This is a genomic window from Streptomyces sp. NPDC126499 (genome assembly GCF_040302485.1).
In the GTDB taxonomy this organism is placed as follows: Bacteria; Actinomycetota; Actinomycetes; order Streptomycetales; family Streptomycetaceae; genus Streptomyces.
The window spans coordinates 33,898-47,445 of sequence record NZ_JBEOUO010000013.1; the positions used below are offsets into that span (position 1 = coordinate 33,898).

Annotated in this window: 13 protein-coding genes; 5 read left to right on the top strand and 8 right to left on the bottom strand. The window is 75.2% G+C overall.

What is annotated here, in order from left to right; translation table 11 throughout:
• Window positions 1-31 precede the first annotated feature (31 nt).
• Window positions 32-490, top strand: coding sequence for a hypothetical protein (locus tag ABTZ91_RS20405; protein ID WP_352078588.1), 459 nt, complete (start codon window positions 32-34; stop codon window positions 488-490).
• On the top strand, window positions 487-2,652 hold the full coding sequence (locus ABTZ91_RS20410; RefSeq protein ID WP_352078589.1) for a tetratricopeptide repeat protein: 2,166 nt from the start codon (window positions 487-489) through the stop codon (window positions 2,650-2,652). The genes ABTZ91_RS20405 and ABTZ91_RS20410 overlap by 4 nt, the downstream gene beginning before the upstream one ends.
• A gap of 50 nt (window positions 2,653-2,702) precedes the next feature.
• On the opposite strand, the gene ABTZ91_RS20415 is transcribed toward ABTZ91_RS20410, so the two are convergent.
• Window positions 2,703-4,529: a hypothetical protein gene (locus tag ABTZ91_RS20415; protein WP_352078590.1), complete on the bottom strand. Its 1,827-nt coding sequence runs from the start codon at window positions 4,527-4,529 to the stop codon at window positions 2,703-2,705.
• A 180-nt stretch (window positions 4,530-4,709) separates the two neighbouring features.
• On the opposite strand from ABTZ91_RS20415, the gene ABTZ91_RS20420 reads away from it, so the two are divergent.
• Window positions 4,710-5,468: a chaplin gene (locus tag ABTZ91_RS20420; protein ID WP_352078591.1), complete on the top strand. Its 759-nt coding sequence runs from the start codon at window positions 4,710-4,712 to the stop codon at window positions 5,466-5,468.
• 261 nt (window positions 5,469-5,729) lie between these two features.
• Here the strand turns inward: ABTZ91_RS20420 and ABTZ91_RS20425 are convergent, their stop codons facing one another.
• A complete protein-coding gene (locus tag ABTZ91_RS20425) occupies window positions 5,730-6,389 on the bottom strand; it encodes a DUF2293 domain-containing protein (RefSeq protein WP_352078592.1) in 660 nt (219 codons plus the stop codon).
• A gap of 154 nt (window positions 6,390-6,543) precedes the next feature.
• The gene (locus tag ABTZ91_RS20430) at window positions 6,544-7,755 is read right to left on the bottom strand and encodes a pyridoxal phosphate-dependent aminotransferase (RefSeq protein WP_352078593.1); all 1,212 of its coding nucleotides are present in this window, start codon (window positions 7,753-7,755) and stop codon (window positions 6,544-6,546) included.
• Window positions 7,756-7,839: 84 nt separating this feature from the next.
• Between ABTZ91_RS20430 and ABTZ91_RS20435 the strand changes: the two genes are divergently transcribed.
• The gene (locus tag ABTZ91_RS20435) at window positions 7,840-8,457 is read left to right on the top strand and encodes a helix-turn-helix domain-containing protein (protein ID WP_352078594.1); all 618 of its coding nucleotides are present in this window, start codon (window positions 7,840-7,842) and stop codon (window positions 8,455-8,457) included.
• 27 nt (window positions 8,458-8,484) lie between these two features.
• On the opposite strand, the gene ABTZ91_RS20440 is transcribed toward ABTZ91_RS20435, so the two are convergent.
• Complete coding sequence (locus ABTZ91_RS20440) at window positions 8,485-8,937, bottom strand: MerR family transcriptional regulator (protein ID WP_352078595.1); 453 nt, start codon at window positions 8,935-8,937, stop codon at window positions 8,485-8,487.
• 26 nt (window positions 8,938-8,963) lie between these two features.
• The gene (locus ABTZ91_RS20445; RefSeq protein ID WP_352078596.1) at window positions 8,964-9,743 is read right to left on the bottom strand and encodes an SDR family oxidoreductase; all 780 of its coding nucleotides are present in this window, start codon (window positions 9,741-9,743) and stop codon (window positions 8,964-8,966) included.
• 205 nt (window positions 9,744-9,948) lie between these two features.
• Here ABTZ91_RS20445 and ABTZ91_RS20450 point away from each other — a divergent pair, with 205 nt between their 5' ends.
• A complete protein-coding gene (locus ABTZ91_RS20450; RefSeq protein WP_352078597.1) occupies window positions 9,949-10,584 on the top strand; it encodes a uridine kinase in 636 nt (211 codons plus the stop codon).
• 24 nt (window positions 10,585-10,608) lie between these two features.
• Here ABTZ91_RS20450 and ABTZ91_RS20455 read toward each other — a convergent pair whose 3' ends face one another.
• From ABTZ91_RS20455 to ABTZ91_RS20465, 3 genes are read right to left on the bottom strand one after another with little or no spacing between them, the layout of a single operon-like run.
• Complete coding sequence (locus tag ABTZ91_RS20455; protein WP_352078598.1) at window positions 10,609-11,499, bottom strand: PfkB family carbohydrate kinase; 891 nt, start codon at window positions 11,497-11,499, stop codon at window positions 10,609-10,611.
• Window positions 11,496-12,407, bottom strand: coding sequence for a pseudouridine-5'-phosphate glycosidase (locus ABTZ91_RS20460; RefSeq protein ID WP_352078599.1), 912 nt, complete (start codon window positions 12,405-12,407; stop codon window positions 11,496-11,498). The genes ABTZ91_RS20455 and ABTZ91_RS20460 overlap by 4 nt, the downstream gene beginning before the upstream one ends.
• 49 nt (window positions 12,408-12,456) lie before the next feature.
• Window positions 12,457-13,440 carry a hypothetical protein gene (locus ABTZ91_RS20465; protein ID WP_352078600.1) on the bottom strand — a complete coding sequence of 328 codons (984 nt, stop codon included), beginning with the start codon at window positions 13,438-13,440 and terminating at the stop codon, window positions 12,457-12,459.
• Window positions 13,441-13,548: the final 108 nt, after the last annotated feature.

Sequence of the window (13,548 nt, forward strand, 5' to 3'; positions counted from 1 at the left end):
CGACGACGGACGACGCTTCGAAGGGGGCCCGATGGAAGCCGAGTTGGTGGCACTGGCGTCGGCGGGGGCGACCGCCCTCGTCCAGCACATGGTCGGAGACGGCTGGGAGCGGGCCCGGACCAGGATCGCCGCGTTCTTCGCCGCCCGCTCCGGGGTCACCGAGCAGGCCGTCGAAGCCGACCTCGACGCCGCCCGCGAAGAACTGCTGCGCGCCGAACGGGCCGGTGACGAGGAGGCCGCGGACGAGGCCAGGACCGAGGCCCGCGTCGAGTGGCGGGCCCGGATGCGCCGCAGCCTGCTCGCCGACCCGCGGTCGGCCGACGAACTACGCGCGATCCTGGACGAGTTGGGCACCGGTCCACAGCCCGGCACGGTGGTCCACAACACCATCTCCGGCGACGTCCACGGGATCGCCTTCCAGATCGGCACCGTCGGCCGGATGACGAACCACATGAGCGGTGACGGCGGTGCGGAAGGACGCCGGCCGTGAACCCGTCCGTGCGCAACGAGGTCGGCGGCGCGGTCCACGGAACGGTCGTCCAGGCGGGCCACATCGGCACCCTGACCGTGGAGCAGGCCGTCGTGCCGGCGATCCTCCCCGACAGCCCGCCACCCCGGTTACTCCCGGCGCCCACCCGCCACTTCACCGACCGGCACGCCGAACTCGACCGGCTCACCGCCCTGCTGGACGGCGCGGACGACGACCCGGCACCCCGAGTCGTCGTCCTCACCGGCACGGGCGGCGTCGGGAAGTCGGCCACCGCGCTCCACTTCGCCGCCCGCCTGCGGGACCGCTACGACGGCGGTCAGCTCCACGCCGACCTGCACGGCGACGCCACGGCCACGGCGACCGCCCCCTCCACCGTCCTCGTCCGCTTCCTGCGCGCCCTCGGCGTCGCCCCGCAGTACGTGCCGGCCGACGAACAGGAGCAGATCGACTGGTACCGCACCCTCACCGCGGACCGCCGCCTCCTCACCGTCCTCGACAACGCGCACTCCGTCGCCCAGGTGCTGCCCCTGCTGCCCACCGGCCCCGGCTCGCTCACCCTCGTCACCAGCCGCCGCCGGCTCGCCGGCCTCGGCGGCGCGGCCGGCGCCCACCACCTCACCCTCCCGCCGCTCGGCCCCGCCGACGCCGCCCTGCTCCTCACCCGACTCGCCGGCCGCACCACCGGCCCCACCACGGCCGCCGACACCGGTTCCGGCGTGGAGGCCGTCGCCCGCCGCTGCGGCGGACTCCCGCTCGCCCTGTGCATGGCCGGCGAACGCCTCGCCGTACGGACCCACCTCACCTGGCAGCAGTTGGAGCAGGACATGGCCTCCGCGGCAGCGCACCCCTCCGATGGTCCCGACAGCCCCGACGGCCCGCGGCACGACCCCGTCAGCGCCGCCGCCGACACCTCCTACGAGGATCTGGGCCCCGACGCCGCCCGCCTCTACCGCCTCGGCGGGCTGCGCCCCTGGGCCGGACTGACCGCCCCGGCCGCCGCCGCCCTCGCCGAGGTCCCCGAAGAGCGCGCCGCCGCCCTGCTCGAAGAGCTCGCCTCCGTCCACCTCCTGGAGGAGCACGCGCCCGGCCGCTACCGCCACCACGACCTGCTGCGGGCCCACGCGGAGCGCCGGGCGCTCCGGACCGACGGCCACGCCCGCTCGGCCGCCGCCGTCGGCCGGCTCCTGCGCCACCATCTGGCCGCGGCCGCCGCCGCGGACGCCCGCGTCATGCCCGGCCGCTGGCACCTCGGGCCCGCCTACGACCGGCTGCCCGACGACCCCAGGACCGCCGACGAGGCCACCGACTGGCAGCTCGCCGAGCGCGAGAACCTCGTCGAGGCGGTGCGGGCCGCCGACGAGTACGGACTCGACGACCTCACCTGGCAGTTGTGCGAGGCGCTGTGGAGTCTCTTCTTCCGACAGGGCTTCCACCAGGACTGGATCAGCACCCACCGGCTCGGCGTCCGCGCCGCCGCCCGCTGCCCCGACACCCCCGAGGCGGAGGGCCGGATGCACGCCCAGCTCGGTTTCGCCCTGCTCGGTCTCGGCCGCCACGACGAGGCCGAGGAGGCGTTCGCCGCCGCCGCGGAGGCCGACCGGCGCTGCGGACACCGCAGAGGAGAGGCGACGGCGATCGAGTCCCTCGGCCTGGTACGGCTCGCCCAGGGCCGCTACGAGCAGGCCGCGGACCGCTTCCGTGTCGCGCGGGATCTCGCCGAGGACCCGCGCGCCCGCGCCCTCCTCCAGCACCACCTGGGCCGCGCCCTCTCCGGCCAGGGCCGCCACGACGAGGCCGCCGCCACCCTGGAGCGGGCCGGGGAACTCATGGCCGCGCTGCCGGTCCCCGACCCGTACAACGAGGCCCGTGTCCTGACCAGCCTCGGCGAGGCGGCGCTCGCCGCCGGTGACCCCGGGCGCGCCGCCGGCATTCTCGCGGAGGCGGCCCGGCGGATGGCCGTCGAACGGGTCCCGGTCCAGGAGGCGGCCATCGCCGCGCTCCGCGCCCGGGCCGCGGCCACCCCCGAGGAGCGCGTGCGCTTCCTGACGGAGGCGATCGAGCGGTACGAGCGCCTCGGCTCACCCGCGGCGGCCGCCCTGCGCGCCGAGCGGGACCGGATCGGAGGGGGCCCAGTGGCCGGAGGAGACGCAGGGGCGGAGTAGGGACCGGGGGGCCGGAGGGGCCGAGCAGGCCAAGGGAACGGAGGGGCGGGTCAAGGGGGCCAGGGGGCTGCGGGGCGCCGTCGGTCGGCCGGAGCGGCCCGTACCGTGACCCGGTGGTGGGCGTTCCCGGTCGCCACCACCATGACGCCCGCGTCGACGAGCGCCGAGAGCGGCCGGCCGCTCGTCCACCAGGCGTACGCGGCGGAGGCGTAGGCGAACGGGTCACAGGGATCGGCGAAGCCGTCCGGGCGGGGCAGCGCGGCCAGTTCGAGGACCGTGCCCTCCCGGCCGCGGACCAGACAGCGACCGGGGCCCGTGCGGACGGCGGCGAGCCCGGCGTACGGGTGCTGCGCGAGCAGCTCCGCCGCGCGCGGGCCCGCCGGGTCGCCGCTTTGCCCGGCGTCGAGCACCACGTCCGCGAGGGAGAGCCGTCCCTGGTCGGCGCTCCACGCGTCCACCGCCGTGTGCGCGTCCTCCGCCTCGGGCGCGTCCGGCTCCGCGGAGGGGTCGGCGAAGCGCGTGACGGCCACCTCGGGCGGCCCGTCCGGGCGGACCCGGACGGTGGTGAGGGCCCGGACGGGGACGGTGACATCGGGTGCGGGGACGTCCTCGGGCAGCAGTGGTCGAAGCCGGGCCGGCCGTTCGGGCTCGGGCAGGTCCAACATGGTGTGGAAGAGATTCCGCAGCAGCCCCGCCGAAGCGCCCGGATCCGAACTGGCCGCCGCCGCGAACCCGTCGTACCGCCCCGGCACATGGCCCTCGATCACCGCGTCGACCTGCGCGCGCAGCGGCGTCTCCGGGCGCAACCGCGGGGCGGCCCGCCCGAGCGCGGCGACCGGTGAGGCGGGGTCGAGGTCCTGCTCGGCGAACGTCCCGAGCAGCACGGGCAGTCCGAGCGCGGCGGCGTAGTAGGTGACGGACCCGTGGTCGCCGATGACGCAGTCGGCCGCCGCGACCGCCTGCCGCCAGGGCCCCAGGGGATCGATCGGACTCAGCCCGGAGTCGGTGGCCCGGCGCAGCCAGGCCCGCACCTGGCCGGGTCCGTGCCCGTACCAGATGTTGGGGTGGAGCACCGCGCAGAGCCGGTATTCGTCGAGGGGGAAGGTCTCGGTCAACTCCCGCAGCAGTGCGGGAAAGGCGTCCGAGCCGAGGAGCGCGGCGCGGCCCCAGGTGGAGTTCAGGACGACGAGCCGGCGCCCGTCACCGGCACCGAACGCGCGGCGCAGCGCGGGGCGCCGGCGGCGCAGCGTGAGCATCCGGTCGAAGCACGGGTCGCCGGCGAGGACGGCGGTCCCGGCGGCCTCGGGGCAGTCCCTGCGCAGTCGGTCGAGCTGTTCGGGGTGGGACAGCACGGTCGCCGCCGCGAGCGGTCTGCCCTCATGGAGCACCCACGCCGGATCCGTACCGAAGACGGGAGCGATCCGCCCGGCGCCACCCGGCTCCCACTCCCCGTGTCCGGTGTCCGGTGTCCGGTGTCCGGTGTCCGGTGTCGCCAGCCTCTTATTGTATCCAACCCCATGTGAGAGGATGGCCAACTTCCCTTGGAAGGCGTGGAGTTCCCCGCCGTAACTCGCCGCGATGGCGAGGTCGACCCGTCCCTCCGCGGTCAGCTCCTTCGCCTGCTCCCACGGGAGCACCGGCAGTCCGGCCGCGTCGAGGAGTTCGGGAACCCCGGCCAGGAACGGGGACGATCCCGTACAGGTCGCGAGAGTCTGCACGTCGTGGGCGTCGTCGAAGAGCGGCAGCACATCGAGCAGCCGGGTCGCCGAGGTGACGTTGTGGACGACGAACAGCACCGTGCGGGCGGGCTCGCGCGTCCGCCAGCGCACCGCGTCGCGGCCCACCGGTACCCGCAGCCGCTCCCGCCCCACCGTCACCTGACCCCCCTTCCGCGCCACGGTAACCCACCGCACACGCCCGACGTCGGGACATGATCCGCCGCGCCACACTCCCTCGATGGAGTGAAACACGCCCACGGTCGGATCCGGGCTCCTCACGGACGGCGTTATTTCGGGTACGGGCGAGTGCCCGTGAAGACATCCGGAAGGCAGGAAGCCATGAGGCAGATTCGCCGAAGTGGTCTGGCCACTCTGTTGGTCACCGGTGGCGCGCTCGCGCTCTCGGCGGGCGCCGCCCACGCCGACTCCGCGGCACAGGGCACCGCCGTCGGCTCGCCGGGGATCGGCTCCGGCAACACGCTCCAGCTGCCGGTGGACGCCCCCGTGAACGTCTGCGGGAACACCGTCAACGTCGTCGGGCTGCTCAACCCGGCCTACGGCAACAGCTGTGCCAACCGCTCGACCGACGGCGGCGGCCGCGGCTCCGAGGCCGGCGGCCCCGCGCACAAGGACGTGCCGGGCACCGCCCACGCCGGTTCGTCGGACAGTGGTTCGCGCGGCGGCGGTTCGTCCAACGGCGGCGGCGCCACCGCCGAGAGCCGCACCGAGGGCTCGCCGGGCGTGCTGTCCGGCAACGGCATCCAGCTGCCGATCGACCTCCCCGTCAACATCAGCGGCAACTCGGTCAACGTCGTCGGCATCGGCAACCCGGCCGTCGGCAACACCTCGGTCAACGAGTCCGAGGAGGAGTGCGAGCACCCCGAGACGCCCACCCCGCGCCCGCAGACCCCGAACCGCAACGTGCCGCCCGCCCCGAGCGGCGACGACGCCCCCCGGCCCGCCCCGCAGTCGAGCTCCGTCGAGCTCGCCAGCACCGGATCGGACGGCGTCGGCTACGCGGCCTCGGCCGGTGCCGCGCTGCTCCTCGGCGGCGCGATCGTGTACCGCAGGGCCCGCCGCGCCGGCGGCGAGATCTGACGGCGGAGCTGGCCACGACGGACGGAACGGAGCCGTCCCCCTGCCGACCCAGGGGGCGGCGCCCGGCACGGAAGCCCAGTACGGAAGCCCGGCTGTCATGGCTGTCACGCCAGCGCTACGAAGGCCCGGCTGCGGGCGGTCGGCAGTGAGCGGCTGGCTGTGAAGGCCCGGCTATGAGCGGCCGGCCGTGAACGCCCGGCCGTGAACGGCCGGCTCTGCGTGGCCGACTCGGAGCCCCCGGCTCTCGACGGCCCTCTCGTCTCAGTCCGCACGCCAGGACCGGAGCACCGCCTCGATGGCCGGTGCCACCGTCGACCGGGCCTGGTGGCGGGGGACGCCGGACATGAGCAGGGCGTCGTAGTCGGTGTCGACGTGGCGTACGGCGGCCCGCACCGCGGCCGTGACCGCGCCCCGGTCCAGGGCCCGGCCGGCGGCCGTGCGGCCCACCCGCCCGCTGCCCTTCGCCGAGGCGTGCGCGGCGATCCGCGCGGCCCGCTCGGCCGGGCAGCCCGGGAACAGCCGCAGAATCTCCGCCTCCAGGGCCGCCGTGACCTCGGCGTCCCGCTCGGCCCGTCGCGCGGCGTCCCGGGCCCGGCGCCGCGCTCGTGCCTCCGCGTCCGCGAGGCAGGCCGCCTCCGCCCGGATGAGCGCCGCCTCCTCGACGAGCAGGCCCTGGCGCTCGTATCGCGTCCGGCGCCGGTTGTGACGGACCACCACCGCCCACAGGCCACTGCCCTCGCGGGCGCGCCGGGTGAGGGCGGTGTCGCCGCGGCGCAGGAAGACGAGGTGGCCGAGGTCGGCGCAGTCCAGGCAGACGGGCCTGTTGAACTCGACGATCATCCGCTCCAGCGGCCCCTGGTGGCACTCCGAGCAGCGTCGCCGCCGGAGCGGCTCGACCACGACCGGGGCGACGAGATCCACGACGGTCTTCTACCCGTACGCCCCCGCGCGCACCCCTCGGCGCGCCCCCTCCGCCCCACGCTCGGGGGCGGCACCGGATCGCCGCGGCGGCCCGGGAGTCCGGCGCGGACTACGCGGTCTACGCGGACTGCGCGGACTACCCGGACTACGCGGTCTACTGCCGGTAGCTGCTCAGGAACCGGCCGATGCGGCTGATCGCGGCGTCCAGGTCGTCCGCGTACGGCAGGGTCAGGATGCGGAAGTGGTCCGGGCGGTGCCAGTTGAAGCCGGTGCCCTGCACCACCTGGATCTTCTCCCGCAGCAGGAGGTCGAGGACGAACTTCTCGTCGTCGTGGATCGCGTGCACGGCCGGGTCGAGGCGTGGGAAGGCGTAGAGCGCGCCCTTCGGTTTGACGCAGGAGACGCCGGGGATCTCGTTGAGCTTCTCCCAGGCCCGGTCGCGCTGCTCGCGCAGCCGTCCGCCGGGGGCGGTGAGTTCGTGGATGGACTGGCGGCCGCCGAGCGCGGCCTGGATGGCGTACTGGGCGGGCGCGTTGGGGCACAGCCGCATGGAGGCCAGCATGGTCAGGCCCTCCAGATAGCTCTTGGCGTGCTCGCGCGGGCCCGTGACGACCAGCCAGCCGGAGCGGAACCCGGCCACCCGGTAGATCTTGGACAGGCCGCCGAAGGTGAGGACGACCAGGTCGGGGGCGAGGGCGGCGGTGGGGTGGTGGACGGCCTCGTCGTAGACGATCTGGTCGTAGATCTCGTCGGAGAAGACCATCAGGCCGTGGCGGCGGGCGAGGTCGAGGATGCCCTCGACGATCTCCTTCGGATAGACCGCGCCCGTCGGGTTGTTGGGGTTGATGATGACGACGGCCCGGGTCCGGTCGGTGATCTTCGACGCCATGTCGTCGAGGTCGGGGTACCAGTCGGCGGCCTCGTCGCACAGGTAGTGCACGGGCCTGCCGCCCGCGAGGGTGGTGACGGCGGTCCACAGCGGGTAGTCGGGGGCGGGGATGAGGACCTCGTCGCCGTCCTCCAGGAGGGCCTGGGTGGCCATGGAGATGAGCTCGGAGACTCCGTTGCCGAGGTAGACGTCGTCGACGTCCACCTCCGTCAGGCCCATCGACTGATAGCGCTGGACGACGGCGCGGCGGGCGGACAGGATGCCGCGGGAGTCCGTGTAGCCATGGGCCTTCGGAAGCATCCGAATCATGTCCTGGACGATCTCCTCGGGCGCCTCGAAGCCGAAGAGCGCGGGGTTGCCGGTGTTGAGGCGCAGGACGCTGTGGCCCGCCTCCTCCAGGGCGTTGGCCTGCTCGATGACCGGGCCGCGGATCTCGTAGCAGACCTCGCTCAGCTTGCTCGACTGCCGGAACTCCATGCGCCGACCTCCCCAGAAGTGTTGATGCTTGGTTTTACCAAGTTCGAGCTTGGAAAGTCCAACAACATGTCTAGACTGCGTCGCATGCCACGCCAGCCTCGCCGCCGAAGCTATGACCAGTACTGCGCCGCAGCCCGCGCCCTCGATGCCGTCGGCGACCGGTGGACCCTGCTGATCGTCCGTGAACTCCTCGCCGGGCCACGCCGCTACACCGATCTGCACGCCGACCTGCCGGGCGTCAGCACCGACATGCTCGCGGGCCGGCTCAAGGACATGGAGGGCGCCGAACTCGTCACCCGCCGCCGGCTGCCGCCCCCCGCCTCCGCGTCCGTGTACGAGCTCACCGACCGCGGCCGCGACCTGCTGCCCGTCCTGCGCGCCCTCGCCGCCTGGGGCGCGCCCGCCCTCGACGAGCCCCGGCCCACCGACGCGGTCCGCGCCCACTGGTTCGCGATCCCGCTGCTCACCGCCCTGGAGGGGCTGGACGCGCGGGTCGTCCAGGTGACCCTCGACGAGGGGGAGTTCCATGTACGGACGCGGGGCGACGGACAGGTGGAGTACGGGGAGGGGCCGGCCACCGACGCCGAGGTGCGCCTGCGCACCGACACGGCGACCTGCCGGGCCCTGGCCGGCGGGGAGCTGACCCTGGCCGAGGCCGTCGCGGCCGGCCGTGCCGAACTCCACGAATCGGCCGTGCTCTAGGCGACCGCGAGGCTGCCTGAGACCGGATCAGTCCTCGGGCGACGAGCCGGTGGCAGGGGTGGCGGAGGCCCGGGTGGTGGCCTCGGCGGCGGTGGTCCGGGCGGTGGTGGCCGGGTGGGGCTGGTCCGGAGCGACGGCGTGCGAGGCGAGGGCGGCGGCGAGCCGGTTCCTCGCCTCCGTCTGCACGGCGATCCGCGCGTCCAGGACCGCGAGCCGCTCCCGGGCGATCGCGAGCCCGCCCGCGGAGGGCGCCGTTGCGGACATGTCACCGTCGAGGCAGGGCTCGAACGCCGCCACGTCCTCCAGGGTCAGCCCCGCGTCGAGGAGATATCGGATATTGGATACACGGACCACGGCACCCTCGTCGTACATCCGGTATCCATTGGCCGCGCGCGTCGAGGAGATCAGTCCCGACTCCTCGTAATGGCGCAGGGCGCGAGCCGTCGTCCCGGTCCTCCGGGCCAGTTCACCGATGCGCACGGACGCCACCTCCCGGCGCAGTCGTATCACGACACCAGGGCACCCCCGTCGACGGGCAGCACCGTACCGGTCAGGAACGCGGCATCCGGCGAGGCCAGTGCCGTGATCGCCCAGGCGACCTCCTCCGGGCGGCCGAGCCGGCCGAGTGGCGTGTGCGCGATCTGCCACGCGCGCACGGCCCGGAGTTGTTCCGGCGTGAGGCCGGTGTGCTCGCCGATCGGCGTCTCGGTCGGCCCGGGAGCGACCGCCACCACCCGGACACCGCGCGGCGCGAGCTCCAGCGCCCAGCAGCGGGTCAGCGTCTCCAGGGCGCTCTTGGTCGCCGGATACACGGAGTTGTTCGGCCAGCCGCGCTGCCCCACCGTGGTCGTGACGTTCACGACCACCCCACCGGCGGCGGTGAGCGGGTCGAGCGCGGCCTGGGTGAGCAGGACGGGGGCGACGAGATTCGTCTCCAGGAGGGGGCCGATCGTCCCGCGGCCCAGCGTGCCGAGCGGGCCGCCGGTCGCGATGCCGGCGTTGTTCACCAGCACGTCGAGGCGCCCGTACGTCTCGACCGTCGAGCGCACGATGCCCTCGGGCCCGCCCTCGGCCGTGATGTCCGCGACCAGCGGCCGGATTCCCGGAAAGCCCGCCGCCGCCTCGCCGAGCGGCCCCGGCCTGCGCCCCACGGCGACGACCGTCGCCCCCTGCCGGGCGAAGGCCCGCGCCGTGGCCCGGCCGATACCGGTGCCGGCGCCGGTGACGACGACCACGCGGTGAGCGGTGCCGGCGCCGGTGTTCTGCTGCTGTGTCTGGCTGTTCATGCGGCGATCTTGAAACCCTGCCGCCAGCGGCAAGGTCAAGCCGGCTGCTTGGATCCCGGATATTGGATCCAGGATCCAGGCCTCGGCTCCGACCCGCCGGGCTGGATCCAGGATCCAAGCCTCGGATCCAGTCCAGCGGCCTGGATCCCATCTCCGAACCGATCTCGGATCCGATATCCAGAACGCATACGGCAGGATGGGACGGATGCGATTCGAAGCGATCAGCTGGGAGCGGCTGACCGACGCCGTCGTCGACCGCGTCGACGGCGCCGAGCCCGCGGACGGCAGTGACTGGCTCAAGGTGGGGATCGACGGTGCTCCCGCCGCGCCCGGCGGGGAGTTCGCCGACCGGGTCGCCGAAGCGCTGAGGCTGCGCGGGCGGTCCGTGCTCGTCGTCTCGACCGGCGGCTTCCTCAGGCCGGCCTCGCTGCGCTTCGAACACGGGAAGCAGGACCCGGACGCGTACTACAGCGGCTGGTACGACACCGGGGCGCTGTGGCGTGAGGTGTTCGGTCCGCTGGAGCCGGGCGGCAGCGGGCGCGTGCTGCCCGACCTCTGGGACCCCGTCACCGACCGCGCCACCCGCAGCCCCGCCGTACCGCTGCCGCCCGGCGGAGTCCTCGTGGTCCACGGGCCGTTCCTGCTCGGCCACTGGTTCCCCTTCGACGTGAAGGTGCACCTGCGCCTGTCCGTCGGCGCGCTCGCCCGCCGCACCGACCAGCCGTGGACCCTGCCCGCCTTCGCGCGCTACGAGGAAGAGGTCGGCCCCGCCGACGTCGCCGACGCCGTCGTCCGCGCCGACGACCCCCGCCGCCCGGCGTGGACGGGCTTCACCGGCTAGCCGGTGAAGCCCCGGGGCACCGCCTCAGGGACGGCCGCCCACCCGGGTCACCGCCCGGGCGCCCGCACGGCAGCCGGACCCGGCCGCGTCGACCGGGTCCGCGCCGGTGAGCAGGGAGGCCAGGAAGGCACCGGTGAAGGCGTCCCCGGCACCCGTGGAGTCGACCGGGCGGGCCGGGGGCGCCGGCACGCGGGCCGTCACCCGCCCACCGGCGGCGATGACCGCTCCGGCCGCCCCCAGGGTGACCGCGACCAGGGGGAAACGACGACTGAGGGCCGCCGCCGCATCGGCCGGGTCCGCGCGGCCGGTCAGCAGCCGGGCCTCGTCCGCGTTCGGCAGCAGGCACTCCGCGCCGTCCACGGCGGCGAGGAACGCCTCCGTGCCCAGCTCCGCGAGGAAACCCGCCGACGCCGGATCCACGCTCACCGGGACGCCCGCCGCGCCCGCGTCCCGCAGCACCCGCCCGGCCGTCTCGCGGCTCGGACCGGCGAAGAACAGATAGCCGGACAGATGCACCCGGGCGGTCCCGTCCAGCAGTTCGGGCGACCAGTCGGCGGCCGAGAGCCGCAGCGCCGCCCCGCTGTCCGTCAGGAACGTGCGCTCCGCGTCCGCGCCGACGAGCGCGATCACCGACGCCGTGGGCGCCTCCGGGTCCGCGACGAGCACCGGCCGTACGCCCGCCCGGCGCAGCGCCCGCTCGTGCCAGGCCACGGAATCGGTGCCCACGCGCGCCAGGAGCCGTACGTCGGCGCAGCCCGAACGCGCCGCCCAGCAGGCCACGTTCGCCCCGGCGCCGCCGGGCAGGGTCCGGATCTCCGCCGCCGTGTCCGTCGCCGGGGAGAGCGGCGTGCGGTGCCGGGCGACCACGTCGGTGACGACGTCCCCGACCACCAGAAGCGCGCCGGGGCCGGTCACGGCCTGGTGCGGTACGCCGAGGCGATCCGGGCGGCGAGCGCCACGTTCCCCCGTACCGCGGCCAGATTGGCCTCCAGGGACGCCCCTTCCGTGTGCGTCGTCAGATACTCAAGCAGGAACGGGGTCACGGCCTGCCCCGTGACGCCCTTCTCCCGCGCCACCGCGAGCCCGTCCGCGAGCACCCGGTCGTGCAGGTCCGGGTCGAGCTGCCGTTCCGGTGCGACGGGATGGGCGACGATCAGCGCCGAGCGGGACCCGCCCAGCTCGTCCTGGGCGCGCATCACCTGCGCCACGTCCTGCGGGGTGCGCACCGTCCAGTCGACGGGCTCGCCCGAGGAGGTGAGGTAGAAGCCGGGGAAGGTGTCCGTCCCGTAGCCGACGACGGTCACCCCGAGGGTCTCCAGGCGCTGCAGGGTCGCGGGCACGTCGAGGATCGACTTCACCCCGGCGCACACCACCGTCACACCGACCTGGGCCAGCAGCCGCAGGTCCGCGGACTCGTCCTGGCTCTCCGCCCACTCCCGGTGGACCCCGCCGAGCCCGCCGGTCGCGAAGACCCGTATGCCGGCGGTGTCGGCGAGCAGCGCCGTCGCCGACACCGTCGTCGCCCCCGTCGCCCCGGTCGCGAGCGCCGGCGCCAGATCGCGGTGGCCGAGCTTGCGCACCGACGGGTCCTCCGCGATCCGGGCGAGCCCCGCCTCGTCCAGACCGATCCGCACCGTGCCGTCGACGACCGCGATGGTGGCGGGCACCGCCCCGCCGTCCCGCACCAGGGCTTCCAGCTCCCGGGCGACCGTCAGGTTGCGCGGGCGCGGCAGGCCGTGCGCGATGATCGTCGACTCGAGCGCGACGACGGGACGCCCCTCGTGGAGCGCCTCCCGTACCTCTTCGGACACATGTGTGGACATGGTGGATCTCTGGCGCACCCACCGCCCCCGCAAACCTCGACGGCCGACATCAGCCACAGCGCGGCAGCCGGGGCAGCCGGGCCGCGTCCACCACCTGGATCACGGGGCGCGCGCCGGCCGTCTTGGCGTTCCCGAGGCTGTACGCGACCGCCAACGCGTTCCCCGCGGCGGCGGCGTACCCGTAGGGCGGGGTGATCGCGGTGTACGCGCCCGAGGCGAGGTCCAGGGCGTAGGAGGTCTCCGGCGTGCGCCAGGTGACCAGGCGGCCCGCGATCCGCAGCTGGTCCATGCCGTCGGCGGCGGGCGAGGCCGTCACGGCGGCGGACGGCCGGGCCTCGCCCGTGCGCCACACCATCAGCCGCGGCGCGGTCTCGCCCGCCACCCACGCCCACGTGGTGCCGTCGGAGACGAGGGAGCGGATGTCGCGCAGGGCGGCGATCGGCGGGGGCAGCGCGGCCGGCCGCCCGCCCTCGAGGGAGACGGCCGCCGCCCGTGTCCGGTCACCGGCGGCCTCCCGCCACACCAGCAGGCCGCCCGCCGCGAACGGCGTGTCGAGGACGCCCGTGTGCCACGCGCGCGCGTGCCCGCCGCCCGCGGGAGCGGCGAACACGGTCGCCTTCCCCGCCCCCGCGCCCTGTGCCCACAGCACGGTGCCGTCGTGGACGACGGGCCGGGGCAGCGGCCCCGGCCGGTCGGCGCGGGCGAGGCGCCGGGCCTCGCCGGTCGCCGCGTCCCACACGTACAGGCTCCACGCGCTGTCGAGCGTCCGGCCCTCGAGGACGGCGAAGGCGGCCCAGCGGTGGCCGTCGAAGTCGGCGGCGAGCAGCTGGTGCTCGACGGGATCGGCGAACCGCAGCAGCGTCCGCGGTGACGTCTCGCCCCGGCGGACGAGGACGGCCCGGCGTCCTTGCGCACCGGTGAGCTGGAGCGCGGTCCAGCCGGGCCCCGTGTCCGCGAGCACCGGGCGCTCTCCGGCCGGCGGCCGGTACGCGCCGGCGGCGAACGCGCCCCGCCACGCGGCGGGCAGCGGCACCTCACAGGCTCCGCCGCGCGCCGGGGCGGGGCTCGGCGCGGTGGCCGACGCGGAGCCCGAGGCAGTGCCCGGAAGAGCGGCCGAGGGGGCGGCCGGGGGAGTGGCCGA